The sequence below is a fragment of the Leifsonia tongyongensis genome (genome assembly GCF_010686705.1).
GTDB lineage: Bacteria > Actinomycetota > Actinomycetes > Actinomycetales > Microbacteriaceae > Diaminobutyricibacter > Diaminobutyricibacter tongyongensis.
The window spans coordinates 335,450-361,093 of the sequence record NZ_JAAGWY010000004.1 but is presented as its reverse complement, the minus strand read 5'-3'; the positions used below and the strand labels follow the sequence as shown (position 1 = coordinate 361,093).

Annotated in this window: 31 protein-coding genes and 1 tRNA gene; 7 read left to right on the top strand and 25 right to left on the bottom strand. The window is 65.4% G+C overall.

Features of this window, described 5'->3' with window-relative positions; genetic code table 11:
* The first annotated feature begins 251 nt into the window (after positions 1-251).
* A complete protein-coding gene (locus G3T36_RS17310) occupies positions 252-809 on the top strand; it encodes a hypothetical protein (protein ID WP_163291084.1) in 558 nt (185 codons plus the stop codon).
* 154 nt (positions 810-963) lie between these two features.
* On the opposite strand, the gene G3T36_RS17305 is transcribed toward G3T36_RS17310, so the two are convergent.
* The 7 genes from G3T36_RS17305 to G3T36_RS20240 form a co-directional block, all read right to left on the bottom strand.
* The gene (locus G3T36_RS17305) at positions 964-1,518 is read right to left on the bottom strand and encodes a hypothetical protein (protein WP_163291083.1); all 555 of its coding nucleotides are present in this window, start codon (positions 1,516-1,518) and stop codon (positions 964-966) included.
* The gene (locus G3T36_RS17300) at positions 1,505-1,702 is read right to left on the bottom strand and encodes a hypothetical protein (protein WP_163291082.1); all 198 of its coding nucleotides are present in this window, start codon (positions 1,700-1,702) and stop codon (positions 1,505-1,507) included. The genes G3T36_RS17305 and G3T36_RS17300 overlap by 14 nt, the downstream gene beginning before the upstream one ends.
* Before the next feature lie 351 nt (positions 1,703-2,053).
* Positions 2,054-3,019 carry an AAA family ATPase gene (locus tag G3T36_RS17295; protein WP_163291081.1) on the bottom strand — a complete coding sequence of 322 codons (966 nt, stop codon included), beginning with the start codon at positions 3,017-3,019 and terminating at the stop codon, positions 2,054-2,056.
* A complete protein-coding gene (locus G3T36_RS17290; RefSeq protein ID WP_163291080.1) occupies positions 3,012-3,281 on the bottom strand; it encodes a hypothetical protein in 270 nt (89 codons plus the stop codon). Before G3T36_RS17290 ends, G3T36_RS17295 begins: the two co-directional genes overlap by 8 nt.
* A gap of 56 nt (positions 3,282-3,337) precedes the next feature.
* Positions 3,338-3,763, bottom strand: coding sequence for a hypothetical protein (locus G3T36_RS17285; protein ID WP_163291079.1), 426 nt, complete (start codon positions 3,761-3,763; stop codon positions 3,338-3,340).
* A gap of 81 nt (positions 3,764-3,844) precedes the next feature.
* Positions 3,845-4,027: a helix-turn-helix domain-containing protein gene (locus G3T36_RS17280; protein ID WP_163291078.1), complete on the bottom strand. Its 183-nt coding sequence runs from the start codon at positions 4,025-4,027 to the stop codon at positions 3,845-3,847.
* Positions 4,024-4,251, bottom strand: coding sequence for a helix-turn-helix domain-containing protein (locus tag G3T36_RS20240; protein ID WP_163291077.1), 228 nt, complete (start codon positions 4,249-4,251; stop codon positions 4,024-4,026). The genes G3T36_RS17280 and G3T36_RS20240 overlap by 4 nt, the downstream gene beginning before the upstream one ends.
* A gap of 110 nt (positions 4,252-4,361) precedes the next feature.
* Between G3T36_RS20240 and G3T36_RS17270 the strand changes: the two genes are divergently transcribed.
* The 4 genes from G3T36_RS17270 to G3T36_RS17255 all read left to right on the top strand — a co-directional run bounded on the left by G3T36_RS17270 (position 4,362) and on the right by G3T36_RS17255 (position 7,044).
* The gene (locus G3T36_RS17270) at positions 4,362-5,006 is read left to right on the top strand and encodes a hypothetical protein (RefSeq protein ID WP_163291076.1); all 645 of its coding nucleotides are present in this window, start codon (positions 4,362-4,364) and stop codon (positions 5,004-5,006) included.
* Between the two features lie 88 nt (positions 5,007-5,094).
* Positions 5,095-5,457 (top strand): hypothetical protein, encoded by a 363-nt coding sequence (locus tag G3T36_RS17265; RefSeq protein WP_163291075.1) that lies wholly within the window; start codon positions 5,095-5,097, stop codon positions 5,455-5,457.
* Positions 5,457-5,777, top strand: coding sequence for a helix-turn-helix domain-containing protein (locus tag G3T36_RS17260; RefSeq protein ID WP_163291074.1), 321 nt, complete (start codon positions 5,457-5,459; stop codon positions 5,775-5,777). Before G3T36_RS17265 ends, G3T36_RS17260 begins: the two co-directional genes overlap by 1 nt.
* The gene (locus G3T36_RS17255; protein WP_163291073.1) at positions 5,767-7,044 is read left to right on the top strand and encodes a tyrosine-type recombinase/integrase; all 1,278 of its coding nucleotides are present in this window, start codon (positions 5,767-5,769) and stop codon (positions 7,042-7,044) included. The genes G3T36_RS17260 and G3T36_RS17255 overlap by 11 nt, the downstream gene beginning before the upstream one ends.
* Positions 7,045-7,097: 53 nt before the next feature.
* Here the strand turns inward: G3T36_RS17255 and G3T36_RS17250 are convergent.
* From G3T36_RS17250 to G3T36_RS17220, 7 genes are all read right to left on the bottom strand, one after another.
* Positions 7,098-7,174 (bottom strand) — tRNA-Pro (locus G3T36_RS17250).
* A gap of 92 nt (positions 7,175-7,266) precedes the next feature.
* Complete coding sequence (locus G3T36_RS17245; RefSeq protein WP_163291072.1) at positions 7,267-9,201, bottom strand: cellulase family glycosylhydrolase; 1,935 nt, start codon at positions 9,199-9,201, stop codon at positions 7,267-7,269.
* A gap of 19 nt (positions 9,202-9,220) precedes the next feature.
* Complete coding sequence (locus G3T36_RS17240; protein WP_163291071.1) at positions 9,221-10,060, bottom strand: ABC transporter permease subunit; 840 nt, start codon at positions 10,058-10,060, stop codon at positions 9,221-9,223.
* Positions 10,053-11,045 (bottom strand): carbohydrate ABC transporter permease, encoded by a 993-nt coding sequence (locus G3T36_RS17235; protein ID WP_163291070.1) that lies wholly within the window; start codon positions 11,043-11,045, stop codon positions 10,053-10,055. The genes G3T36_RS17240 and G3T36_RS17235 overlap by 8 nt, the downstream gene beginning before the upstream one ends.
* Before the next feature lie 83 nt (positions 11,046-11,128).
* Entirely contained in the window at positions 11,129-12,424 is a 1,296-nt protein-coding gene (locus G3T36_RS17230) for an ABC transporter substrate-binding protein (protein WP_163291069.1), read from the bottom strand.
* Positions 12,425-12,585: 161 nt separating this feature from the next.
* Positions 12,586-13,602 (bottom strand): LacI family DNA-binding transcriptional regulator, encoded by a 1,017-nt coding sequence (locus tag G3T36_RS17225; RefSeq protein WP_163291068.1) that lies wholly within the window; start codon positions 13,600-13,602, stop codon positions 12,586-12,588.
* Positions 13,603-13,696: 94 nt separating this feature from the next.
* Entirely contained in the window at positions 13,697-14,701 is a 1,005-nt protein-coding gene (locus G3T36_RS17220; RefSeq protein ID WP_163291067.1) for a hypothetical protein, read from the bottom strand.
* Between the two features lie 186 nt (positions 14,702-14,887).
* Between G3T36_RS17220 and G3T36_RS17215 the strand changes: the two genes are divergently transcribed.
* Positions 14,888-16,297: a DUF2252 domain-containing protein gene (locus tag G3T36_RS17215; protein ID WP_163291066.1), complete on the top strand. Its 1,410-nt coding sequence runs from the start codon at positions 14,888-14,890 to the stop codon at positions 16,295-16,297.
* Positions 16,298-16,467: 170 nt separating this feature from the next.
* On the opposite strand, the gene G3T36_RS17205 is transcribed toward G3T36_RS17215, so the two are convergent.
* The 4 genes from G3T36_RS17205 to G3T36_RS17190 all read right to left on the bottom strand — a co-directional run bounded on the left by G3T36_RS17205 (position 16,468) and on the right by G3T36_RS17190 (position 18,426).
* Positions 16,468-16,869 carry a (4Fe-4S)-binding protein gene (locus tag G3T36_RS17205; protein WP_163291065.1) on the bottom strand — a complete coding sequence of 134 codons (402 nt, stop codon included), beginning with the start codon at positions 16,867-16,869 and terminating at the stop codon, positions 16,468-16,470.
* Between the two features lie 77 nt (positions 16,870-16,946).
* On the bottom strand, positions 16,947-17,363 hold the full coding sequence (locus G3T36_RS17200) for a hypothetical protein (RefSeq protein WP_163291064.1): 417 nt from the start codon (positions 17,361-17,363) through the stop codon (positions 16,947-16,949).
* A gap of 4 nt (positions 17,364-17,367) precedes the next feature.
* Entirely contained in the window at positions 17,368-17,787 is a 420-nt protein-coding gene (locus tag G3T36_RS17195) for an ester cyclase (RefSeq protein ID WP_163291063.1), read from the bottom strand.
* A gap of 27 nt (positions 17,788-17,814) precedes the next feature.
* Positions 17,815-18,426: an isochorismatase family protein gene (locus G3T36_RS17190; RefSeq protein WP_163291062.1), complete on the bottom strand. Its 612-nt coding sequence runs from the start codon at positions 18,424-18,426 to the stop codon at positions 17,815-17,817.
* A 123-nt stretch (positions 18,427-18,549) separates the two neighbouring features.
* Between G3T36_RS17190 and G3T36_RS17185 the strand changes: the two genes are divergently transcribed.
* A complete protein-coding gene (locus G3T36_RS17185) occupies positions 18,550-19,020 on the top strand; it encodes a MarR family winged helix-turn-helix transcriptional regulator (protein WP_163291061.1) in 471 nt (156 codons plus the stop codon).
* A 171-nt stretch (positions 19,021-19,191) separates the two neighbouring features.
* Here the strand turns inward: G3T36_RS17185 and der are convergent, their stop codons facing one another.
* The 7 genes from der to G3T36_RS17150 all read right to left on the bottom strand — a co-directional run bounded on the left by der (position 19,192) and on the right by G3T36_RS17150 (position 25,612).
* A complete protein-coding gene (der, locus tag G3T36_RS17180; RefSeq protein WP_163291060.1) occupies positions 19,192-20,709 on the bottom strand; it encodes a ribosome biogenesis GTPase Der in 1,518 nt (505 codons plus the stop codon).
* Positions 20,702-21,406, bottom strand: a complete 705-nt coding sequence (gene cmk, locus G3T36_RS17175; protein ID WP_163291131.1) for a (d)CMP kinase — start codon at positions 21,404-21,406, stop codon at positions 20,702-20,704. The genes der and cmk overlap by 8 nt, the downstream gene beginning before the upstream one ends.
* A gap of 11 nt (positions 21,407-21,417) precedes the next feature.
* Positions 21,418-22,506, bottom strand: a complete 1,089-nt coding sequence (locus tag G3T36_RS17170; RefSeq protein WP_163291059.1) for a prephenate dehydrogenase — start codon at positions 22,504-22,506, stop codon at positions 21,418-21,420.
* A gap of 67 nt (positions 22,507-22,573) precedes the next feature.
* Positions 22,574-23,392 carry a pseudouridine synthase gene (locus tag G3T36_RS17165; RefSeq protein ID WP_163291058.1) on the bottom strand — a complete coding sequence of 273 codons (819 nt, stop codon included), beginning with the start codon at positions 23,390-23,392 and terminating at the stop codon, positions 22,574-22,576.
* Positions 23,382-23,978, bottom strand: coding sequence for an SMC-Scp complex subunit ScpB (gene scpB / locus G3T36_RS17160; RefSeq protein WP_163291057.1), 597 nt, complete (start codon positions 23,976-23,978; stop codon positions 23,382-23,384). Before scpB ends, G3T36_RS17165 begins: the two co-directional genes overlap by 11 nt.
* On the bottom strand, positions 23,968-24,768 hold the full coding sequence (locus G3T36_RS17155; RefSeq protein ID WP_163291056.1) for a segregation/condensation protein A: 801 nt from the start codon (positions 24,766-24,768) through the stop codon (positions 23,968-23,970). The genes scpB and G3T36_RS17155 overlap by 11 nt, the downstream gene beginning before the upstream one ends.
* Positions 24,752-25,612, bottom strand: coding sequence for a ParA family protein (locus tag G3T36_RS17150; protein ID WP_193571359.1), 861 nt, complete (start codon positions 25,610-25,612; stop codon positions 24,752-24,754). Before G3T36_RS17150 ends, G3T36_RS17155 begins: the two co-directional genes overlap by 17 nt.
* Positions 25,613-25,644: the final 32 nt, after the last annotated feature.

Below are 25,644 nucleotides of genomic sequence, written 5' to 3'. Positions count from 1 at the left end.
CAAGCTGTTGGTTCCACAGTGACAGGAGCAGGTCCGATAGCGGACCTAACAGAATCCGGCAACGGCTCCCCCGCCGCGGCACTCAACGCCTCGAGAACAGGCTTGCCCCACAGCGGAAAAGGCTTCCCATTCGAGCGCAACTGAACCGTCAAATCCCGCAACAGGGACCGCATCACCTGATTGGCAACCGGACCCTTCAGAAGGTCATCCAATGCCGTCACCGGGCACACACCGCCGATAGAGTGCGGAACGTGGATGCCTCCAACTGGATCAACCTCGGCATACTCTGCGTCGCCGTCATCGCAGCCGTTGTCGCGATCATCCAAGTGGTCGAAGCACGCAAGGCAAGATCTGACGCCCAAGACGCGCGCGACAAGGCGGGCGAGCACGAAGCCGCAGCGCTGAGAGCAGCCGAACAATCGGCAGCGAGCGCAACCGACTCCGCAGCGTCACAACGACGCATCGCAGACGCCACAGAAGAGCACACAGCGTTACTGAAAGCCCAAGCGACCCCACACCAGGACTGGATCATCGAAGCGCTTACAGATGCCTCAATGGACCAGAAATGGCGCGCAGTCAACAACACAGGCGAAGTGGTGAGGTACGTATACGTCCTCACGCCAACCAACACTGACGAACAGTGGATCGTCCCAGACCACGACCATTGGCAGAACGTAGAACCCGATGAGGGCGTTGGATTCACGTTCAGACGACGCCACACATCACCAAAAGCCGTAACAATAGTGATCAGATGGACGACAGCAGCGAACAGCAGCGAAGCGAGAACATTCAGCGCCACCATCCGCTGACAAAAAACAAGTTTCAGGATTTTTTTCGCGATATTTTTTTGGACACCGCCCCCTTCATAAAAATCCAAAATGAAAAATGGCTCGCGCACCGACGCGGGTAAACCGGGGGTGTCCTCGTCGCTCAGAGGGGGGGTGGGTGGGGTGGTGGGGGTCTTCATTTGCGACCGCCGATGTTGAATCCGGGGAACCATTCCTCACCGTTGCGAGCCTTCTCGATCATCTGCTTACCTACCGCTTGGCGCAGGTCAGCCTGTAACTGCGCTGCCTCTGCGCGCTTGGCCATGGTGCGCTCTGCCCGTGCGATCTTGTCCGCCACTTGGTGGAACGTGGACGGGATGAAGCCGAGATGACTCGAGAGGTTGGCTGCGCGCGTGGATAGCTCGAGGTGTAGCTCCCAAGGTGTGGACTTCCCTGCGCCTGGGTACATCAACTCTTCGTCGGTGAGCGTTTCCATCCAGTCTTCGAACAGATCCGCTCGCGCCTGCGCTCGCGCGTACATCGCCAGTTCGCCTTTGAAACTCGGAGCGTTGAGGTAGTTGAACTGTTCGCGCAGCCCCTTGGATATCTCGGCGGCTCGTGCTGCGATGCGTACTGGCGAGTTGGCTCCGTGCTTGAGTGGTCCCTTGTTGCCGACGCTGAGCCGGTTACCGGGCTGGAACGGGGGCCGCTGCCCAGGGAATGCCGGGGTCCAGTCGTCAGGCGTGTCCATCGTGGCCCCCTGTCACACCGTTGAGCAGGGCGTGCAGCTCGGAAGCCTCCACGCGCCGGCTGGCGCACTCGGTACGCAGCGCTGACACGTACAAGCTGATCGTCTGCGCAAGGTGGTTGTCATGCTCGCGAACGGCCTGCATCGCTTCGCCGTACTCGGCTGCAAGCTGCTTCTGAATGGTCACAGCGCGCTTCCTGTCGTCATGCATGAGCCACCCCCGCACTTGACACGGTGACAACGGGCCACCCGGAAACCCTTGCAAACACTGGGTTGTTGGGCGTGTGTGTGCGCTGTGTGTGCAGCCGGGTACGCGCGCGCGGGGAGTTCGGGGAAATCGCCTCGATGGCACGGGCAGACCGGCCAGCACTGGTATTTGGGTGTTTGGTGCTCATGGGGTTGCTTCCTTGGTCATGGGTCGTTTCTCGTTTCTGGGTGTCTGTTTGTCCGTGTCGGTGTCCTTTGTCCCCTCTATAGAGAGGGGGACGGACGGACATGTCACTGATAGGGCGGACAACTGCGGACAGTGCGGACATGGCTATGAGGGGATGGTGGTTTCGGTGGGCTTGTAGTGGGGCCGCGCTTCGGTTCCGCTGTTGTGGATGTGCCCTTGTTCTAGAAGGGATTTGAGGCTGCGGTGGAAGGTGGCGGGGGCCATTTCGGAGACGTTGCGGAGTTCGGCTTTCGTGGCACCGAGAGCACCGAAATTCTGGACAAGGACGGACAAGAGCGTCTTGGCTTTGTCGGTCATGTCCGCACCCCAGCGGACAGAAAGTGTCACTGATTCGGTGTCATCGACGGGGACAAGTTCGAAGCTGCGTTCGTCCTCGAGGGGGCCGTCTTTGCGTTTAGTGCGTTTGAGTCTGAAGATGTCGCCGTCTGATTCGCTGAGGTAGGCGATGTCTACGCCGGCTTCGAGGGCTGATGATCCGCGGACGGTGGTTTTGTCTTTGCCGGTGTGGTGGAGGACGAGAACGTTTCCGCCGTTTGTGGCGTCGAGGATGTCGTAGAGGGCTGACACGGCGACGCTCATGTCTTTGGCGGAGTTTTCGTCTGCTCCGACGATGGACTTGGAGAGGGTGTCCACGACGATGAACCGGTATTGGTGGGCTTCGATGACCTTGCACAGCTCAGCCACCTTTTCGGGGTCGGTGAGTTGCACGGGGACTGTCATCACCTCGAGTTCCCGGTCTGGGATGGTTACGCCGTGGTGGGTTGCCCAGGCGTGGAAGCGTGCGCCAATGCCGTAGGTGCCTTCCGCTGCGATATAGAGGACTCGTCGCTGTGCTGCCGTGCGCCCGTACCATGCGGTACCAGTAGCGACTGCCCCTGCGATGGAGACGGCGTGGAACGACTTGGCTGTTCCCCAGTAGCCGCCGATCAGACACACTGTGCCTTCATCGAATGTGCCTGCTACGACTTCCACAGGCTTGGGTGCGGCCAGTAGTTCGGGGATGGTGCGGATCTCATCTGCGAGTGGTCGCAGTGCCCGCGCGTTACTCATCGCGGCCTTCGGTTGCAGCCTGTTCGGCTGCGGCTTGCGCTACGAATTCGGCCCAGTATTCTTCAGCGGCTGCACGCATACGTCGGAGGCGCACGTCAGCGAGCTTGGAGCCGGGATTGTAGCAACGTTCGTACAAAGCGTCCCGGTCATCCTGGGCGCGCTCGAGTTCGGGCAGCATGGATTGTCTGCCGTGGTCGTACCCGATTGAGTAGAGGCCGATGATGGCGGGCGTGCAGTCGTGCAGCCCGATTTCGTTGGTCATGAGTCGCCAAAGGGTGGCGTCCAGTGCCTTTTCGACACTGGCACCGATAAGCGCCCTCACGCGGCGATGCTCTCAGCGATGCGGGACAGCTCCCGTTCGATCGCTTCAGCCCTGAGAAAGCAGCCCTCAAGTTCGCTGTTGAGCTGGTCGTACTCTTCCTCTTTGAGCAGCCGACCCCAACGGCGGATCGTGCGGCAGAGGTTCGCGGCGTCGGCAGATGCTTCCGCCAGTTCGCTCCTCAGCTTTGCCAGCGGCGTCCGATTGCCCTTGGGCTGGCGGTAGGAAGCGAGGAAGGCGCGAAACGTGGGGTCAGAGTGAATGTCCCGAGCTGCAATGTGGTTGTCGCGCCACGTCTTAGCGCGCTGGTATTTGCGGATGACCTCATCGGTCAAGTCGTCGCGGGTCAGGCCGTCGTATTCGGCGGGGTCAAAATCGAACAGTGCATTGTGAAGCACTGAATTGGCGGAAGTGAAAAGCGGCATTCGGAAAGGTCCATCCGGGTCTGCGTAACGTGTTCAATGTGCCTGGGTTCGGCTGAACGCCGTGAGGTAGTGCAGGTGTTGCTAGTTGGCCTCGAGCAGGTCGAGCAGGGCCTGAGCCTTGACGACGACGCGAGAGCCGATGTGCAGGACAGGGAGCGTGCCATCCTTCGCAGCGGAGTACGCCTGTCGGCGTCCTATTCCGAGCAGTTCGCCTGCCTCAGGAACAGTGATCGTCAGGCGACTGCGGAGTTCATCGATGGTCACGTTAGGCCTCGCAGGATGTCGAGCAGGTTGGCATACCGAATCGCCGCTGCTGCGCGCGGGGCACGTTCCCCTTGTTCCCATCGCCACACGGCGGATTGGTCCACCTCGCAGACTGAGGCGACCTCTGATAGCGACAAGCGGTTCTTGAGTCGCAGTGCGCGGCCCTCACCATTCGAGGCAGCCGCACGCGCTTTGGCGATCTTGGCAGGGTCAGTTTTGGTCATAACCCCATTTTGCCACATCTATGTCACTTCATAGTCGTTTAGCTTAACCATTTCAAAATCAGTACAGGTATAGGCTTGCCATTTACTTGCCGATATGAGAGGATTGAGGTATGCCGATTGAAGACAGCGAATCGTTCCTTGCCCCTGAGGGGTACTTGGTGCACGTCGGCGTCGGCTGGTTTCTCACGCCGGCAAAAGTGGAGCGTGTGAAAAATGTGCAGGTGGGGCGGTCAACCGTTCCCGGCATCTTCTACGTATTTGTCAGAAGGGACGACGAGAGCCAGGACGCCAGCCCCATAGCGATAGCGCTGAACTTCATCGTTCACGAGGGCGAGCCATTCCTAATGAATGTTGTGAGCGTGGGCCTTGAAGTAGACGAGGCACTCAAGCTGGTCAAGTCCCTTAGACCGTTGTCATGGTGGAAATCGAAAGCGATCCTGCAACTGGTCTTTCAGCGCACCGATGACGACGACGACCTTGACGAGCAAGAGAAGATGCGTAGACACTACGAGGCTCTTTTGGCAGTCAAAGACCTTCCTGCGACTCGTCGCCGTGATCGCGTTACTGACGCGCTTCTCAAAGAGGTGGCAGAGGTGTACCGGCAGGCATGGGCAGATGGCGAGAACCCAACCCAGGAAGTCGCGAAGCACTTTTTCAAGTCGCACTCGACTGCCGCGCGGTGGGTCGGCATGAGCAGGAAGAAGGGCTACCTTGGGCCAGCAGATGGCCCTAAGGGCGGCGAACTAGAGACGTAGCGGCACAAGGCCGAAACGAAAACGCTCCCGGCCTGCGCGAACAGACCGGGAGCAGCATCCACGATGTAACACCTGAAAGGAACACATCATGAACGACACCAATTCTACCGATTCCACCAACCAGGGCATCGGAGCCAGCACGGATATCCCGTGGGCGAACTACGGAGACGATCACGTTGCTGGCGTTCTCAGGAACGCACGCAAGGTCATCGCAGCAGAGATGCAGGAGCACGAACTCGACAGCGCTGACATCCTGGCTCGGCTGGGTGATGTCACCCTCACCGAGTTCCTCCGCATCCTGTACTACTTCGGCCTGTCCGCTGGCGAGCTGCTTGACGAGCCGGGGCTGGGTGAAGTCATCGAATCGCTCAAGGCTGCAGGAGTGGACTTCTCATTCGAGATGTCGAACGGCAAGAGCGGCTGGGAAGTCATCGACGGGGCAACCCGCTAATGATGCCGACCGCCCCGACCCTGCTGCGGCAGGCGACGGTCACACCGGGTGCAGGTGCGCAAAATTACGCACCTGCACCATCGGTGCGGTCAATCGCCTGCGAGAACATCCGTGTTGCGTGCATCTGGCATGACGTGCGCCGCAAGGATCTGGCGACCATGCTGGGCGTTTCGTACGACTACGCGGGCCGCATCATCAATGGCAAAGCGAACCTGACCGTGGAGCATCTGTACCACGTGTCGAATGCGCTGAAGGTTCCGCTCGAGCGGTTCCTAGTCGAACACGACGAACACGGTTGGGGATGGATCTATGAGCGCTGACATTTACAGGCGCTGCGGTTGCCGGGACGAGAACAAGCGCCAGTTTGCTTCTCTCCCGGTGGGCGCAAGCCCCGAACAGATCGCCAGGGCCTGCCCCCTGCTGGTTTCAGACCCGAAGCACGGCAAGTGGGGATTCTACCTCGCAGGAGGTGTGGACCCCAGAACGGGAAAGCGCCTTCAGATCCGACAGGCCACATTCAGCACCAAGGCGGAGGCCCAGAAAGCTCGCAACGCAGAAGCGGTCAAATTGGACCGTGGAACGTACGTGGCACCGACGAAAGAGGTCTACGCCGACTACCTCGCAAAGTGGCTCCCACGGCGGGCAGTGACCGGTAAGGGCCTCGCGGCGACCACGCTGGACAACTATGCCCGATACATTCGCAACGACATCGCCCCGTCAGCTCTGGGGCGTATGAAGCTCACGGACATTCGCCGCTTCCACATCAATGCTTTCGTTGCTGAGCAGATGGACGCTGGCCGGGGAGCTACAACGATTCGCCGGATGGCTGCCGTTATCCAGGGGTCGTTGCGCGCGGCTGAAAAGTCAGCGCTGATCGATCACAACCCCAGCCTTGGAATCGAGCTGCCCGCAGTCGAATCCAAGAAAGTGAAGGTGTGGGAGCCGGATCAGGTTGGCGTGTTCCTCGATACCGCCGCCAAGCACCGACTGAGCGCCCTGTTCGAAACGGTCGTGTTTACTGGACTGCGACGCGGCGAAGCAATCGGCCTGCGATGGTCAGACGTGGACATGACCAAGCGACGCATCACCGTCGCGAACAACCGCACCCAGGCTGGGCCTGCAATTGTTGAAGGTGATGTAAAGACGGTCGCCGGCCAAAACCGCGTCATCGATATTGATGACACTCTGGCCGGGGTGCTGATCGCGTGGAAGCTGACCCAGCAGCAGGAAGCCGACGAATGGGGCGAGGCGTACCGTGACAGCGGCTACATCTTCACCTACGAAAACGGCGAACCGCTCAAGCCGCAGTACGCTACCCGGCTGTTCGACAAGCTGCGAGTGAAGGCAAAGCTTCCAAAGCTGACCTTCCACGGCCAGCGCCACGAGAACGCTTCACTCATGATCGCATCGGGCACTGACATTGCCGTGGTGTCGAAACGACTGGGGCACACGTCAGTCGGCATAACGTCTGACATTTATGGCCATCTGATCGGTTCGGCCTCGAGGGACGCCGCAGAACGCGCGGCTGCCATCGTGCCCCGAAAAGCAGTCACTGCACACACACTGCACACACACGAGGCTCTTTGACCAAAAAGAAAAGCCCCGGACCACGCTACTTCCGCGTGATTCCGGGGCTTTTTTGGTCGGGCTGACAGGATTTGAACCTGCGACCCCTTGACCCCCAGTCAAGTGCGCTACCAAGCTGCGCCACAGCCCGGAGTCATCCGATGCCCGACGTTTGCAGCCGGGCATCGAAGACAACCTGTCCATAGTACCGTGTCGCGCGCGGGTCGAACGACACCCCAGCCGTCAGTCGAACGACAGCAGCCGGACGGCCACGCCGTAGGGGTCGAGCGTCAGCGACGCATCCGTCGGAGTGCCATTCAGGGCAAGCAGTCGGCCAGGCACCCGAGGCTCGAATGTCACTGCCTCCGGATGCTGCGACACGAAGAAAACGAAACGGCGCCCATCGGCGTGCACCAGGGAATCCACGAACACCAGCGGATCATCCACCAGCACGTCGCGCTCGACCCCGGCAACTTCAGCCAGCGCGTCGTACAGCCGCCACGTCTCCTCGGGGTTGATGCGGCCCAAAGCCGAGGCGAAGTACTCGAACGGATACGTGCTCAGCACCGCCCGCCCGGCACCGTGCCGCTTGACCACGATGACGGGGCGACCCTCGGAGTCGACGGCCACCACCTCACCGTCCGTCACGGTCACCGGAAGGAAGGTCCGGGAGTGCTCGTTGCCGGCCACCCGGAAACGGAGCTCGGAACCAGCGGCCAGCGATCCGAACGGCGCGACAAACGTCACAACGACGTCCGACCCAGCGCTGAGCGGCTCGACAAGACCGTACGACAACTCGCGGGAAACACCGAAGAGCTCTTCGGTGTAGACCCACCACGGCCCGCGCTGAGCACCACTCTCGCCGGCGCAATAGGACGCGTACACGGTTGCCCCACCGGCAGCGAGCGACTGCAACTGCACCCAGGACGGCCCGGTCAGCTGCTTGACGGACGGCAGCAGATACAGCCCATACCCCGACGGAATACCGCCGTCCGAAGCCTCCCGCACGACCGCGACCGGGATGTGCGCCTCGTGCGCAGCCACATACGCCTGCTCGGTCGCGGCGACGATGAGTTGCCGCTCGGATTCGTTGGTGAACGGGTAGTCGGCGGCCAGATACGAGCCCACGACGATTGCCGCATCCACCGGCGCGCGACGCGAATTCGCCAGGTCGACAGCCGCCAATGTCTCGGCGAACGCGGCCAACTCGAGCAGCGGCGGTTTGGGCTTGCCCGCAGAATCCGTGATGCCGAAATGCATTTCGAACGGATGGTGCGAGTACGGCCGCTGCCCGATGACCGTGTCGTAGTCGGTGTTGTTCCACGCGATCCATCCGGTGGCGCCGGCGAGCAGCGTGTTGTACAGCAGCTGCCGATAGTACGAGGCGGCACCGGCCGGCGAGACGAAGTCGCTGGTCAGGCCGAACTCCTCCATGATGACCGGCTGCGACGAGATCGCGCACAGCTCGGCGATGAACGCAGCCTTGAGGTGCTGGCGCAGCTGGTCGGTCTCCATCTGGTAGACGTGCGGGCCGATGAAGTCGGTGATCGGTGCGAGGTCGACGGCCGAGAATCCGTTGTCGTGCCCGGTCGTCTCGATGCCCCAGGCGCCGTCGCCGACCGACACGGGCTGGGTGCCGCCCCCGGCACGCACCGCGTTGACGAGGATCTCCGCCCACGCGGCGACGATCGGCCGCGGCGCCTCTCCGCCGTAGATCGGCATCTCGTTGGTGATGAGCCAGCCGGCGATCGCGGGATGCTCCGCGAACCGCGCGGTGAGCTCGCGCACGTACCAGGATTGCCGACCGACGAACCAGATGTCCGAGTACAGGTCGCGACCGTTCCGCCACGCAGGGTCCCAGTTCTCCCCCGACATGTGCCCGACGAGGAACGTCGGCACGGTGGTCAGGCCGACCTCGAGGTGCGCATCCAGAAAGTCCTGGAAGTTGGCGATGCACTGCTCGTCCAACCTGTCCGGCGTCGGGTGGAAGTCGGGCCAGTAGAAGAACGACCGCGTCAGGTTGAGACCGTGGTCGGCGAGCACGCGCAACTCCTCACGCACCACGGCAGGGTCGTAGGTGGTCCACATGAGCGGCCCCCCGGTGCGCGACCAGAAGTTGGCGCCGAGCCAGATCGCGGGGTTGTCGCTGACGGTGAGCACGGGTGAAGGACGGTCCATGGTCTCTTTCTTCAATGAACTACTTGACGGCCCCCGCGGTGAGCCCGGCGACGAAGCTCCGCTGCAGCAGCAGGAACGCGACGACGATCGGGATGCTCACCACGAGCGACGCCGCCATGATCTGGTTCCAGTACACGTTCGTCTGGGTCGAATACAGTTGCAGGCCGACGGCGAGCGTGCGGTTCTCATCCGTGGTCATCACGGACGCGAACAGCACTTCACCCCAGCTGGTCATGAAGGCGTAGATGGCGACGGCGATGATGCCGGGGCGTGCGGCCGGCAGCACGACGTGCCACAGCGCGCCCATCGGACCGCTTCCGTCGACCTTGGCCGCTTCGTCGAGTTCGCGGGGGATGCCGTCGAAGTAGCCGGCCAGCATCCAGATCGCGAACGGCAGGGCGAACGTCAGGTACGTGATCACCAGGCCGAACCGCGTCCCCACGAGTTGGATGCCCACCGCCTGGTTGATGTTGACGAAGATGAGGAACAGCGGCAGCAGGAACAGCACGCCGGGGAACATCTGCGTCGACAGCACGGTCGTGGTGAACACGGTGCGTCCCTTGAACCGGTACCGCGAGACGGCGTAGGCGGCGAAGATCGCGATGATCACGCTGAGGATGGTCGCCGACCCGGCCACGATGAGGCTGTTCACGAAGTAGCTGGCCAGCGGCACCGTGCTCCACATGTCGATGAACGGCTGGAAGGTGATGTGCGTCGGCCACCAGGTGAAGGCCGCCTGCACTTCGGGCAGCGTCTTCAGCGAGGTCGTGACCATGACGTAGAGCGGGACGACCGTGAAGATGGTCAGGACGACGAGTACGACCCAGCGGAACACTCTCGAGGGGGCTGTCTCACGCACGCTGCGACCTCCTGTTGATGACGAGCAGGTAGATGCCCGTGACGATGAGAAGGAAGATGAGCAGGAGCACCGACATCGCGGCTCCCGAGCCGAAGTTCCAGGTGAGGAACGACGCGTTGTAGATGTGGAACGAGATCAGGTCGCCGGCCGCGGGTTGGGCGGTGCCGAAGAGCACGTACGGTGTGTTGAAGTCGTTGAACGTCCATAAGAACATCACTAAGAGCAGCACCGTGTTCACCGGCCGCAGCATGGGGAGCGTGATCGCGCGCCACTGGCGGAACGGCTTGGCGCCGTCGACAGCGGATGCTTCGTACATCTCTTCGGGCACGCTCTGCAGGCCGGCCATCAGCATCAGGAACGCGAAGGGCCACAGGCGCCAGATCGCGACGACCACGATGGAGATGAACGCGTTTCCGCCAAGGAGCCAGAACGGCCTGCCGCCCGGAATCGCGAGGTTGTCGAAGAGCAGGTGGTTGATCGTGCCGGTGTCTTTCTGGAACATGAACTTCCAGGCGATGATCCCGGCGTACATCGGGATCGCGTACGGCACGAGGAAGAGCGTGCGGAAGAAGCCGCGACCCCAGAACTTGCGCTGCAGGGCGACGGCAGCGGCCATCCCGAGGCTCCACGAGATGCCGACGACCAGGATCGTGAAACCGCAGGTGACGAGGAACGACTGCAGCAGCCCCTGACCGACCGCGCCGTTGAAGTCGAGCGCGACCCGGTAGTTCTCGAGCCCGACGAAGGGCGCAGCGCTCCAGTTGGCGATGAAGAACTTCGTCAGTTTGAGGAGGCTGATCCAGAGCCCGGTGAGCATCGGGATGACGTGGATGAAGATCTCGAAGATGATGGCGGGCGCGAGCAGCGCGAACGGCAGCCACCAGCCTTTCGGCCGTGGGCGCCTGGGGCGCTTGACCGCCGCCTTCGTCTTCGCGCCTGCCGCGCTGGCGCTGCGGGGTAGCTCCGCTGATGTCGTCGTCGACATGTAAAACCTGTTTCACTCGTGGTCGGAAGTGATCGGCGGTCCGTCGCAGCGATAGGCGGCGACGGACCGCCGGGGTCGTGCTGCTACATGCCCGCCTTGACCTGGTCCTGCGCGTTCTTCAGCGCAGCCTTGACGTCGGAATCCGAGACGGTGCCACCGGTCGCGATCTTCGCGAACATATCGTTCATCGCCTTGCCGACCGTGTTCTCGAACTGGTCCTCGGCCGGTACGAGCGGCAGCGGCTTCGACATGGTGTTGTAGATCTTCTGGAACGTCGCGGCCTCTTCAGCGTTGTCGGTGAAGACGGCTTTGGCGCCGTTGAGCACGGGAAGCGACGAGTACGGCTTGCCCAGCGTTGTCTGGGTGGCTTCGCTCGTCATGTACTTGACGAACTTGAGCGCCGCATCCTTGTTCTTCGTGTTCTTCATGATCGACAGGTTGATGCCGGCGACGTGGCTCGCGACGGGCTGTCCGCCGGTCGGCGACGGGAACGGGACCACGCCGTACTGGTCGCTCTTCATCCCGTTGGCGACGATCGACGAGTCCGCGTTGTTCTGGTTGAGGATCATCGCGACCTTGCCGGTGGCGAAGTCGTTGACCGCCTTCACACCGTTGTCGTACTGGGCGTTGGCCGTGTTGACGACCTTGTCGGTCTGCATCAGGTCGAGGTAGCGCTTGATGCCGGTGACCACCCCATCGGAGGTGAATGTCGGGTTGCCCTTGCTGTCGAACAGCTCGGCTCCGTTCTGCGCGGAGTTGATGAACGCGAAGTGTGCGTTCTCGGTGTAGCTGCCCGCTGCGAGGGCGAAGCCGTACTTTCCGCCGGCGGTCAGCTTCTTCGCGTCGGCGACCATGTCCTCCCACGTGGCGGGCGGCGTCAGGCCGGCGTCGCTGAACATCTTCTTGTTGTAGTACAGGCCGTACGCGAGTCCGTAGAGGGGCACGCTGGTCACGGTCTTGCCGGGTGCGCCGCCGGTGTCGAGTGCCGTCTTGACGAACTTGTCCGAACCGCCGATCGCTTTCATCGCGGAGTCGTCGAACGGCATGAACGCGCCGGTCGCCTGGAGCGACGCGGCCCAGGTGTTGCCGATGTTCAGCACGTCGGGCCCCTGGCCGCTGGTGACGGCGGTCTGGATGCGCGTCTGCAGGTCGTTCCACCCGATGACCTCGAGCTTCACCTTGATACCGGTCTGCTTGGTGAATTCGTCCAGTACCGGAGTGAGCACCTGCTTGTCGTTGTCGAGGCTGGTGCCCTGGTTGCTGGCCCAGTATGTGAGTGTCGTTCCGCTCCCTGAGCTGCCCGAGTTGCCGCTGCATCCAGCGGTGACGAGTGCGATTGCGGCTACGACGGCGCCTGCGAGGATGGCGCGTTTTCTCATAGTGACTTCCTTGTCTCTCGGTGTGAGGCCGGTGCGTCGTGGACGCCCTGATCAGACGACGCGTAACGTACGCCGACTAGACACAGGTGTCCACCGGGCCTCCGTCGAGACTAACTGAACCGGTTCAGTTGTCAAGGCTTGTATTTGTGCCGGTCGATCGGCTAAGCATCCACGGGATGCGCAGCCACGCTCGTCGCCCGCACGACCAACTCACTCGGCTGTGCCGCCGTCTCGGTGGGCTCCACTCCGAGCAGTACGTCGAGGAGCATCCGCGTGCTGCGCCGACCCTGTTCTTCCGGAAACCGGTCGAGGGCGGTGATGGCGGGCGCGACGATCCGGCACAGCAGGGAGTCGTCCCAGCTGATGATGGCCGCATCCGACCGCCCGAGCCGCCGCACGGCGGCCGCCGCGCCCAGCGCGAGAAGATCGCTCGATGCGACGACTGCGGTGATCCCGGAGTCTGCGGCGAGCGCTGCGACGACGACGCGCTCACCCTCCTCCATGCTGTACTCGGCATTGCACGAGGTCACCTGGATGCCTGCCGAAGCGCCGCGGTCGCTGAGCAGCCGGGTGCGGTCGACCTCGTGCGCCAACTCGGCGGGACCGGCGACGTGCAGGATGCTCGTGTGCCCGAGCTCCGCGAGGTGATCGACGATCAGCCGGACATCGTTGCCGACATCGTTGGTCAGCACCCGGCCCGGCGCCACGTCGGGCGTCGACCCGTGCACCACATACGCCATCCCGAGCTCGTCGAGCAGGGGTGGCCGCTCGTCGCCCACGACCAGGTCGAACAGCATGACGCCGTCGACCCGGCCCTCGGCGCTCCACTGCCGGTAGGTGCTGATCTCTTCGCGCGAACTCACACCGACCATGCGCAGCAGCAGCGCCTTGCCGGTCTCGGCGAGCACGCTTTCGACGCCGGCGAGCAGGCTCATGTAGTACGGCTCCGAGCCGAGCAGGCCCGGGTCACGACGCAGCACGATCCCGATGGAGTCGGTGCGCGACCGCGACAGGGCGCGCGCGCTCGAACTCGGATGCCACCCCAGCGACGTGGCCAGGTCGAGAACCCTGCGGCGCGTCTCCTCGCTCACCCCGGACTGGCCGTTGAGGGCATAGGAGACGGACGCCTTCGACAGTCCCAGCTGATCGGCGAGCCCGCCGATCGTGACCCGGCTCATCCGGTGTTCCTTCCTCTGTGCAGCACAACCATAGTCGTGCGGCAGGCGCACGGGGCCGCCACCCGCGAGCGGCCGCCCGCGGTGTGTCGCCGGCTCACTTCCCGGTCGGGTCGCCCGACCCGGCGAAGTCCCGTAGGGTGTCGCCGGCGTCACAGTGGTAGAGCATCCCGCGCCAGGCGAGCACGTCGGCATCCGTCGCCGCTTCTGCCGTCTCCCGAGCGCCGACGTCGCGTGCGGCATCCGGTCCCTGCAATGAGTACGCGAGCAGCCGGCTGGAGTCCCGCAGCAGGAGCGAGCCGGCGTCGAGCGTCAGCACGGCATCGCTTCCGGGCACGCGGATATCCCCGGGACGGCGCTCGGCGGCCGGCTTCAGCGCGGTGCCGTCCGGTGTCTCCTCGATGCGGTGGGCGCCTCCCATCAGCGCACGGTAGGCATCGACGTTCGACGACGTGGTTGGCGCGTGCGACGTCGAGGAGTATTTCCTGCGCTCGAACACGGTCAGCTCGGCGCCGAAGATCCAGGCGAGTCGGCTGTAGAGCTCGTTCACGCGGTCGGCGGACAGGGCAACAGCGGCAGTAGCAGCCGCCTCCCCGATGACGGCGAGTTCATCGGCGAGCGTCCGCAGCACCTGGTCGGCCAGCAACCGACCGACAGCATCGTCGCTCTCCTCACCCTCGGCCAGGTCGCGCAGCCAGCCGGCCGCCCAGGCGTATTCGCCGGCGAGCGCACGGGCTTCGGATGCGTCGGCGTTCGCATCCCCGGAGTGCTCCAGTTCGAAGCGCAGCAGCGCATCGCTCGCTCGGCGCCAGGGCTCGGCGAGCAGCCGCATGATGTCACCGGCGATGGCGCGCGTCTCCGCGAGCCGTGCGGCGTCGTCCGAATCCGCCGGGTAGGGGTCGTCGTCGAGCAGCAGCACGACCCGCACCGATGGACGCTCCTGAAGCGCGGCCGAGAGCATCGTGGCGCGCACGGCAAGCGGATCCGCCCCGGACGACGGCACGAGCACGGTCATCGACGTCTGCCCGGAGGCGAGGTGCCGGTCCGGCTGAGCGCGAGTTACGGGCAGGTGTTTGCTGAACCACTGAAGGGCACGACGCATGTTCGGGTGGGAGTCCTTGAAAAAGAGGGCCCGCACAGTCGGGTCTGTGCGGTCGGGAGCCCTCTTCCACGAGCCTAATAGACAGATCAGTCTGTCCCCAACCCCCCGTTCGGGGCTGAACCGTCAGGTAAGACTCGTTCGCCAACCATGCTGTCGCGACAAGCCCTGCGTTGATAGGTTGACGCCATGACACCAGCTCCGGGCCGGTTGCGCTTCGAACACGCCCATGTCGTCTCGTTCGAGGAACGCTTCGACGATGGGCGGAGCACGCGCTCGAGCATCCCCCGCACCTCCCATGCCGAGTACACCCCCAGCAGCGATCGAGACCCGCTGGGCATCCTCGAGCAGCAGAACGCTGTTCGACTCGAAGACCTCGTGCCGCTGCGCATCAGCCGGATGCTCGCCAACCCGTTCGCGTTCTACCGAGGCAGCGCCGCCATCCAGGCCGCCGACCTGCGCACCGGGGTCGACACGAACGCCGAGATCGTCATCTGCGGCGATGCCCACATCGCCAACTTCGGACTCTTCGCCTCGCCCCAGCGCACCATGGTCTTCGATCTCAACGACTTCGACGAGGCCTCCTACGGCCCGTGGGAGTGGGACCTCAAACGCATGGTGACCAGTGTGGTGATCGCGGCGCGCCACAAAGGGTATTCGGCGACGGATGCACGGGGCGCCGCCATCGCATCCGCCGTCGCCTACCGCGACTCCCTCCGAAGCGCGATGCAGCTGGATGCGCTCGAGCGCTTCTACCTGACGGCGACGGTCAGCCCCGGGTCATCGCAGTTCGGCAAGAAGTCGCAGAAGACGCTCGACGCCACCCTGCGTGCGGCGCAGAACCGCACGTCGGCCCGGGTGGTGGAGAAGATCACAGAACTGCAGCCCGACGGCACGCGTGTCATCGTCGAGAACCCGCCGACGCTCACCCACGTCGACGCCAGACGTGAGGAGGAGGTTGCCGAGGCGATGCGCCAGTACGCGCGGACGGTGCAATCGCAGGTGGCGCTGCTGCTCTCGCAGTACGAGATCACGGATGTCGCCCGCCGCGTCGTCGGCGTCGGCAGCGTGGGCACGCGGTGTTTCATCCTGGTGCTGACCGGTCCTCGTGCCGATCCCCTGGTGCTGCAGCTGAAGGAGGCGACCGCCTCAGTCGTGCAGCAGTTCGGGCGCATCCCCCGTCATGCGCTGCCGGGTGTGAACCCGCGGGAGCTGCGGTCGCACGAGGGCGGGCGCGTCGTCTCGAACCAGCGCATCCTGCAGGCGGTGTCCGACCCGTTCCTCGGATACCTCAACTTCAGCGGCTACGACTTCTATGTGCGGCAGTTCCGCGACCGCAACGTGTCGTTCGACATCGACGCTCTCGGGCGGGAGCCGTTCACCGACTATGTCGCCGCCTGCGGCGCGCTGCTCGCCCGGGCGCACGCGCAGAGCCCGAACGCGGCGTTCATCGCGGGATACATCGGAACGTCGCAGACCCTGGTCAACGCGGTCGTCGACTGGGCTTTCGCCTACGCCGACCAGTCCCTCGCCGACTTCGAAGCTCTCCGCGCAGCAGTGGCCGCCGGCCGCTTCATGGCCGCCCCCGCCCCCGCCTGACGCGCCGCTGCGCATCCTCACCGCCTTCACGGCAGGTAACGTGCGGCGGCCCGACACGACGTTCGGGAACGTCAACGCCGACGTGCTCGCGCAGTTCGTGCCGGGCTACGAGCGCGGCGACTTCGTCGACGTCATCCAGGGCAGCGACTGGCCGGAATGACGACGACCTCTCAGCTCTCCGGCACGAGGTGCGTCAGATCGCAGAACGGCTTGCGCGCCGAACGCCCGCACCCGCAGAGGGCTGCGCGCGTGACGCTCTCCGTCGATCCGTCCGGGAGGCGGACGGTGATCGCTCCGCGGACATAGATCGGGCCGTCCGGAAGCGGAGTGACGGTCGTCTCGGCGTCGGGGACCTCGTCGGCTCCGTCAGCACGATGGAAGCGCAGCGCGCCGGATGGGCAGCGCAGGATCGTCTCGACGATCGCATCCGGCGATCCGGCATCGGGGAGGACCCAGGGTCTGCGGCCCCGATCGAACACCTGCGGCAGCCCGCGGACGCATTCCTGCGCGTGGATGCAGCGCTCCGCGTCGTAGAAGACATCGATCTCGGATCCTGTGTACTGCCGGTCCATCGGTTCAGCCTCCCGTGCTCCGTCGCTCTCGCCGTGCGCCCACAGTACGCCCACGCGACAGCGTCAAGGCCGGGTTTTCACCTCGTGCCGTACACGCGGACACGTTGTTCACCGACGACCGGGTCGTACTCGCCCTCGTGGCGTGCCGTGATGCCGTTCAGCCAGCCGAGCTGCTCGGACGCGGTGCGGAAGGTGTTCTGGCCCACGAACCGGTTCTGCGTCGGGCTCACGCGCGTGCTCGTGCCCGACAGCTCGATCAGTACAGTCTGCCCGTCGGTCGTCGTGTGGATCTGCCGCGTCTCGTACTCGATCGTGCCGTCCGGCTTCGCGAGCGCGTCGAAGGTCGCATAGAACGTCGAGTCGAAGACGCCGTGGGCCTCCCCCTCGAGATTGCTCTCGAGGGAGATGCCCTCCGGCGCGAAGGCCTTGATCGATCGCGTGGTGTTGTGTCCGGTGAACTCGAGGAGCAGCTCCTCGGTCTTCGCGTCATCCATGGCGTCACTGGATCCAGGGCGCGCGGTACGCGCCGCTCGTGTTGAGGAAGGCGGTGAAGTCCTCGCCCGCCCACTCCTCCGCGATGAGGCCGTCCTCGAGGCGGTAGTAGTCGATCGCGTCCCAGCGCACCGCCTGGCCGGTCCCGGTGACGCCGAGGAGGTCCCCCTGCAGCGTGCCGGTGACGACGAGCCGCACGACGACCTTGTCGTCCTGCACGGCCATGTCCTGCAACTCGGCGTGGAGGTCCGGGATGGCACCGACGACGGCGCCCATGAGTCCCGCGACGTTGTCGCGCCCGGCGACGGTGCCGACCGTCCCGCCGTGCCACGCCATCCCCTCGGTGAGGTACTTCCCCGCGTTCGCGGGGTTGTGGTTGTTCAGCACATCGTCCATGAAGTCGAGGACGACCTGTTCGTGGCCCATCTCAGTTCCTTTCCATTTCCTGCGCGGCTATTCCTTGAGCAGCCGGTCGACGATGACGACCTCCCGGATGCGGGCGACCGTGTCCGCCCGAGCCCAGTCGCGCTGCAGCTCGGTGGCGACGGAGACCCAGCTCACGGGCTGGGCGCCGGCCGCCTCGATGCGGCGAAGCCCCGCGCGATGCGCCTCCGCGGAGGTGCCGCCGACCGCATCCACCACCGGGAAGACCTCGTAGCCTTCGCGCAGCGCGTCGAGCGTCGGATAGGCGAGGCACGCCTCGGTCCACAGAGCGGCGATGATGAGCTTCCGACGGCCTGTCGCCTCGACGGCCGCGCGGAACTCGACATCCTCCCACGCGTTGATCTGCGTGCGATCGAGCTCGGGACTGTCGGCGAGCACGGCCTTCAGCTCCGCGACGGTGGGCTGCTGCCCGTTCGCGACGTTGACCGTGGACAGGACGACCGGAAGCCCGAAGGTCGTGCCGATCTGCGCGAGCGACACCACGTTCTTCGTCATCAGCGCGGTGTCCATCGACCGCACGGAGGCGACCTGCGTCGGCTGGAAGTCGATGATCACGAGCGCCGCGTTCTCCGGCGTCAGGAGCGGGTCGGTGAATGGATCGCGACGGGGTTCGCTGGTCATGAGGCCCTCCTCGACGAAGGCGGTCGGTGGGAATGGCGACAGCGTAGAACTATTTGCTCGCGCGTGCAACTATATATTCATGGGAGCGGGGCGAGTGAAGACCCCGAAGGTAGAGTGGGGACGATGGTGGGGGTCAGGCCTTTCGATACCGTGGAGGATCGCGCATGGCGCGCACTCGTCCACGTCGCCGATCTGCTCCCGCGCCACCTCGACAACGAGATGGAGGATGCGCGCCGCATCTCGGTCAAGGAGTTCGCGATCCTCCTCCACCTCTCCGAGTCCGATGACTCGACGCTGCGCATGAGCACGCTCGCCTCCGATGTGGGCCTCTCTCCCAGCCGCACGACGCGCGTCGTCGAGACGCTGCGCCGGCGCGGTTGGGTTGAGAAGACCCCCGATGCGACCGACGGCCGTGCCACGACCGTCGCCATCACGGCCACCGGCCGGGAGCAGGTCGGCCCCGCATACGACGTGCAGGTCGAAGGGGCGCGCCGCATCCTGTTCGACCACATCAGTCGCGAGGACGCCCAGCAGCTCGCGCGCATCCTCCGCCGGCTCTCGATCACGCTCTCCCGGGAAGACCGTTTCGACTGACATGGCCGGGGTCGAGCGCCTGGATGCCGCGGAGACGCGTGCGTGGCGCGCGCTCGTACGGATCGCGACGATCTTCCCCCGGCATCTCAACGACGAGCTCATGGATGCCCGACGTGTATCGCTGGTCGAGAAGATCCCGGATGGGCGCCTGCAGCGGCGACCGCGGCCGGCTCAGGTGCGCTTGCGCTTCTCCCGCACGCGCATGTTGAGGTTGATCGGCGACCCTTCGAAGCCGTAGATCTCCCGCAGGCGACGGATGATGTACCGGCGGTAGCCCGGGTCGAGGAACCCGGTCGTGAACACGACGAATGTCGGCGGCCGGCTCGAAGCCTGGGTTCCGAACAGGATGCGCGGCTGCTTGCCGCCACGGACGGGGTGCGGATGCGCTGCCGTGAGCTCGGCGAGGAACGCGTTGAACTTGCCGGTCGGGATGCGCGTATCCCACGACTCGAGCGCCAGTTCGAGGGCGGGCACCAGTTTCTCCATATGCCGCCCGGTCCGTGCCGAGATGTTGACCCGGGGCGCCCACGCGACGTGGGCAAGGTCTTGTTCGATCTCGCGTTCGAGGTACCGCCGACGGTCGTCGTCGAGCAGGTCCCATTTGTTGAACGCCAGCACGAGTGCGCGGCCGGATTCGAGCACGAGGTCGATGATGCGGACGTCCTGCTCGCTGATCGGCTCGGACACGTCGAGCATCACCACAGCGACTTCGGCCTTCTCGAGCGCAGCGCTGGTGCGCAGCGATGCATAGAAGTCGGCGCCCTGCTGCAGGTGCACGCGACGACGGATACCGGCCGTGTCGACGAAGCGCCACACCTTGCCGGCGATCTCGACCTGCTCGTCCACGGGGTCGCGCGTCGTGCCTGCGAGCTCGTTGACGACGACCCGCTCTTCGCCGGCGGCCCGGTTGAGGAGGCTGGATTTGCCGACGTTCGGCCGGCCGAGGATCGCGACGCGTCGCGGCCCCCCGACTTCCTGCTTCGCGACAGCGGAGACGGGCGGCAAGACCTTCAGCACGGTGTCGAGCATGTCGGCAACGCCACGCCCGTGCAGCGCGGACACCGGCATCGGCTCGCCCAGCCCGAGCGACCATAGCACGGCCGCATTCGGCTCCTGCCGCGCGTCGTCGACCTTGTTGGCCGCAAGGAACACCGGCTTCTTCGTCTTGCGCATCAGCCGCACGACGTGCTCGTCGGTCGAGGTCGCACCGACGTTGGCGTCAACCACGAACAGCACGGCGTCGGCCAGGTCGATCGCGACTTCGGCCTGTGCCGCGACGGACGCGTTGATGCCTTTCGCGTCGGGCTCCCAGCCGCCTGTGTCGACGATGGTGAACTGGCGTCCGTTCCATTCCGCCTTGTACGAGACGCGGTCGCGCGTCACGCCGGGAGTGTCTTCGACGACCGCTTCACGACGGCCGAGGATGCGGTTGACCAGCGCCGACTTGCCCACGTTGGGGCGTCCCACGATCGCCAGCACCGGCAGCGCCGGAAGGTAGGTGATCGCGTTGGGGTCGTCGGTGGCCGCTTCGAGGATGTCGAGGTCACCCTCGTCGAGTTCGTAGTCTTCGAGCCCGCTGCGGAGGGCCTCGGCGCGCTGGTGGGCGAGTTCCTCGTCGAGATCGGTGAGGCGTTCGACGAGGTCGTCTTCGGTCGCTTCGAACTCGTCTGGTTCGATGTCTTTAGGCATGGGCTTCTCTCTGGACGACTGCGATGACCGCATCCACGGTCTGGTCGAAGTCGAGGTCTGTTGAATCGACGGTGGTCACACCCTCGGCGGCGTTCATGAAGTCGACGACCCGGGAATCGGCCCGGTCGCGATTGCGGAGCTGCTCCCCCACCGTTGCGGCGGAATGGCCGGTCAGCTCGGCAGAACGCCTCGCCATTCTAACGTGTTCATCTGCGGTCAACAGGATTCTCACAGGTGCATCGGGCGCGACCACGGTCGTGATGTCGCGTCCTTCGACCACGATGCCCTCGCGCGAGGTCCCCGCCATGATCGCGCGGAACAGCTCCGTCAGCCTCACGCGCACCTCGGGCACGCGTGCGATGGCGCTGACGACCGCGGTCACATCCGGGTCGCGGATGGCGTCGGTCACGTCGTGCTCCCCCACCATCACGTGGTACCCGTCCGGGTCCGTGCCGATGCGGTAGTCGAAGTCCGGCAGGGTGTCGGCGACGGCACGCGCATCCGTCGGATCCACCCGACGCTGCAGCGCGAACCACGCGAGCGCACGGTAGGCGGCGCCGGTGTCGAGGTAGGCGAACCCGAGCCGTCGTGCGGCCGCCTTGCTCACGCTGGACTTCCCGCTCCCTGCGGGTCCGTCGACCGCGACGACCACCAGGTCGCCCCAGGGCCCCTCGGCGCTGTGCCCCTCGGCATTCATGCCGGCGGCGCTCATCCTGCGATCCTCCAGCCCCGCGCGGTCAGGTCGTCGATCGTGCGCTGCAGCGCTTCGGGCAGCACGGCGATCTCGGCGAGACCGATCTGCGCGCCCGGCGAGTGCTCGAGCCGCAGGTCTTCGAGGTTCACCCCGATCTCACCCATCTCCGTGAAGAGCCGCCCCAGCTCACCGGGTTTGTCATCGACCATCACGACGACGGATGCGAACCGGCGGTCCTGCCCGTGCTTGCCGGGCAGGCGCGAGACTCCGGCGTTCCCTCCGGCGAGTTCTTCGGCAAGCGAGCGGCGCGCGCCCGGGGCGTCCAGGTCGCCGAGAGCCGCGAGGACCCGGTCCAGGTCGTCGCGGTAGGCACGCAGGATCTCGACCACCGCGGGCGCGTTCGCCCCGAGGATCTGCACCCACAGTTCCGGCTCGCTGCTCGCGATGCGGGTGACGTCGCGTACGCCCTGGCCCGCGAGCGCCAGCGCCGCGTCCGACGAGCCCGACAGGCGTTTCGCCATCAGGCTGGACACGATCTGGGGCGTGTGCGAGACAAGGGCGACCGCCGCGTCGTGCGCGACCGTGTTCATCTCGATCGGCGTCGCCCCCAGGTCGAGCACGAGGGCCTCCACGAGTGACACGCTCGCCCGCGACACGTCCGGGCGGGTGCAGACGACCCATGGCCGGCCCACGAACAGGTCGGCTCGTCCGGAGCTCGGCCCGCCTCGCTCCCGTCCGGCCAGCGGATGCGACCCCACGTAGCGGCTGATATCACGGCCCGACGCCTCGAGTTCCGCCATCGGCGCGACTTTGACGCTTGCGACGTCGGTGACCACGGCATCCGGATGCGCTGCCAGCTCGGCGAGCACGACCGACGCCGTGACGTCCGGCGGCACGCACACGACGATGAGCGCAGGCGACTCTTCACCGTCGCTCGCACGCCCGGCGCCGTAGTCGACCGCCAGGTTGAGGTTGGCCGGCGATGCATCGTCGAGCACCACATCCACACCCCGTGCGCGGAGGCCGAGGCCGACGCTGGCGCCAAGCAGGCCGGCGCCTACGACGCGGACGGGTCCGGTGAGCCGGGATGACGTGTCGTTCACGATGCCTCTCAGTGCCAGCTGTGCGCCTTCCGGCGACGTCGGGAGACCCGGCAGCACGCTCAGGTCGTCAGCGTTCGGCCGGTTTCTCGCGCGAGATCGTGAGCAACTGGCCGAGTTCTACCTTAGTCAGGTCACGCACCTGGCCCACTCGAAGCGTCCCCAGGTGAAGCGGCCCGAACTGGCGCCGGACGAGCTCGATGACGGGATGCCCGACCTCTGCGAGCATCCGCCGCACGATGCGGTTGCGGCCGGAGTGGAGGGTGATCTCGACCAGGCTGTCCTGGGTGGCCGCGCTGCGTTCGAGCAGCCGCGCCTTGTCCGCCGCGATCGGTCCGTCTTCGAGGACGACTCCGCGGGTCAGCGTCGCGATCGTCTGCGGCGTCACGACTCCCTTGACCCGTGCGACGTAGGTCTTCATCACTCCGAACGACGGATGCGCGAGCACGTGCGCGAGTTCGCCGTCGTTGGTGAGGATGAGCAGTCCGCTCGTCTCCGCGTCGAGCCGCCCCACGTTGAACAGCCGCTCCTCGTAGGGCTCGGTGAACCGCGAGAGGTCGGGACGCCCCTGCTCGTCGCGCATCGAGCTGACCACGCCGGCCGGCTTGTTGAGCATCAGGTAGCGGCGCGAGGGGTCGAGCTGCACGGCGCTCCCGTCGACGGCGACGAGGTCGTGGTGGGGGTCGACGCGTCGGCCGAGTTCGGTCACGACCGTGCCGTTCACAGTGACGCGGCCGGCCGAGATGAGTTGTTCGGAGACACGACGGGAGGCGACACCGGCCGCCGCCATCACCTTCTGCAGGCGCTCGCCCTCGCCGGCGGCACCGCTCGACGCCGCCCCAGCCCGAGCCCCGGCACCAGCCCCGGCGCCGCCCCGGTCAGCGGACATCGCCGTCAAACCCGTCCGCGCCGTCGGCGAGCAGCGGCGAGATGTGGGGCAGCTCGTCGACCGAGTTGATCCCGAGCTGGGTCAGCAGCAGGTCGGTGGTGCCGTAGTTGATCGCGCCGGTCTCGCTGTCGGTGAAGAGTTCGGTGATCAGTCCGCGCCCGAGCAGCGTGCGCACGACCGAGTCGACGTTGACGGCACGGATGGAGGCGATCGCCCCCCGGCTGATGGGCTGCTTGTACGCGATCACGGCGAGCGTTTCGAGCGCCGCCTGCGACAGCTTGGTCGGATTCTGCGTGAGCACGTAGTCGGAGACCACCTCGTCGTACTCGCTGCGCACGTAGATGCGCCAGCCTCCGCCGACTTCGCGCAGCTCGAATCCGCGGCGGACGCCGCCGTCCTCCCCGTCGAAGTCGCGCACCAGTGCGTCGATCGCGGCGCGCACACGTTTGACCGGCGCGCTCACGGCAGTGGCAAGCATCACGAGGCTGAGCGGCTCGTCGGCGACCATGAGGATGGCTTCGAGCGCGCGCTCGATCTCGACCGCCGGCGCCTCCACCTCGTTCACGATCAGTGTGTCATCCGTCATAGTCGGCTCCGAGGTTAGCAAGATTCTCCTGTGACCAGTGTTCGGCCGTCCATCTGAGGGTGAGCTCGCCGAGCGGTTCGACCTGTTCGAACGCGATGGCCGCGTGGCGGTAGAGCTCGAGCACCGCGAGGAACCGCGCGATCACGACGCCTTTCTGCTCGGCGCCCGCGATCAGCTGGCGAAACGTCAGCGTCTCGCCGGAGCGCAGCATCCCGACGACGTGCGCCGCCTGCTCCCGGATGCTCACCAGCGGTGCGTGGAGGTGATCGAGTCCGACGGTCGGCAGCTCCCGCGGCGTCAGCGCGAGGGTCGCGAGGGCCGCGAAGTCGTCGGCTGACAGCGTCCAGACGAGCTCGGGTGTGCGCTGGCGGAACTTGTCCTCGAGTCGGACCGTTCGCGCGTGCCGTGTCGCCTCGGCTTCCAGGCCGGCCTGGAACCACGCCGACGCCTCCTTGAACGCCCGGTACTGGAGGAGCCGCGCGAAAAGGAGGTCGCGCGCCTCGAGCAGTGCCACGTCCTCGGCATCCACCAGTTCACCCTGCGGCAGGAGACCGGCGACCTTGAGGTCGAGCAGCGTCGCTGCCACCACCAGGAATTCGCTCGCCTCGTCGAGGTTCTTCTCCGAGTCGATGGCGCGCAGGTAGCTGATGAACTCGTCCGTGACCCGACTGAGCGAGATGTCGGTGATGTCGAGTTCGTGTTTGGTGATCAGGCTGAGCAGCAGGTCGAACGGCCCCTCGAAGGTGCCGAGGTCGACGCGGAAGCCTGTCGGGCTAGGCGACTGCGCCACGCGTGATCAGCTCTCTGGCGAGCTGCCGGTAGGCCTCGGCGGCCGCGTGCTCCGGTGCGAACTGGGTGATCGGCGTCGCGGACACCGAAGCATCCGGGAACTTGACCGTGCGCGAGATGACGGTTTCGAGAACGTTGGTGCCGAACGCATCCACGACCCGCTCGAGCACTTCGCGCGAGTGCAGGGTGCGCGAGTCGTACATGGTCGCCAGGATGCCGTCGAGCTGGATGGCCGGGTTGAGACGCTCCCGAACCTTGTCGATGGTCTCGATGAGCAGGGCGACTCCGCGCAGGGCGAAGTATTCGCATTCGAGCGGGATGAGCACGCCGTGGCTCGCGGTGAGCGCGTTCACGGTCAGGATGCCGAGCGAGGGCTGGCAGTCGATGAGGATCACGTCGTAGTCGTCGCTCACCTTGCGCAGCACACTGGCGAGGATCTGCTCGCGGGCGACCTCGTTGACGAGATGCACCTCGGCGGCCGACAGGTCGATGTTCGCCGGGATGATGTCGAGCCCCGGCGTCGAGGTGTGCTGGATCGCCTCGCTCACGTCTTTGGTGCGCGTCAGCAGCAGGTCGTAGATGGTGGTGACGTCGTGGGTCTGGGCACCGAGACCCGCGGAGAGCGCACCCTGCGGGTCGAAGTCGACGGCGAGCACCCGGCGGCCGTATTCGGCGAGGCTCGCGCCCAGGTTGATGCTGGTCGTCGTCTTGCCGACGCCGCCCTTCTGGTTGCAGAGCGCGATGATGCGTGCCGGGCCGTGGCTCTTCAGCGGTTTCGGCACAGGGAACGAGCGCAGCGTGCGGCCGGTGGGGCCGAGCGGGGCGGGAAGGGACGCTTCATCCAGGACGGGGAGCTCTACTCGAACCTCGTTGCTGC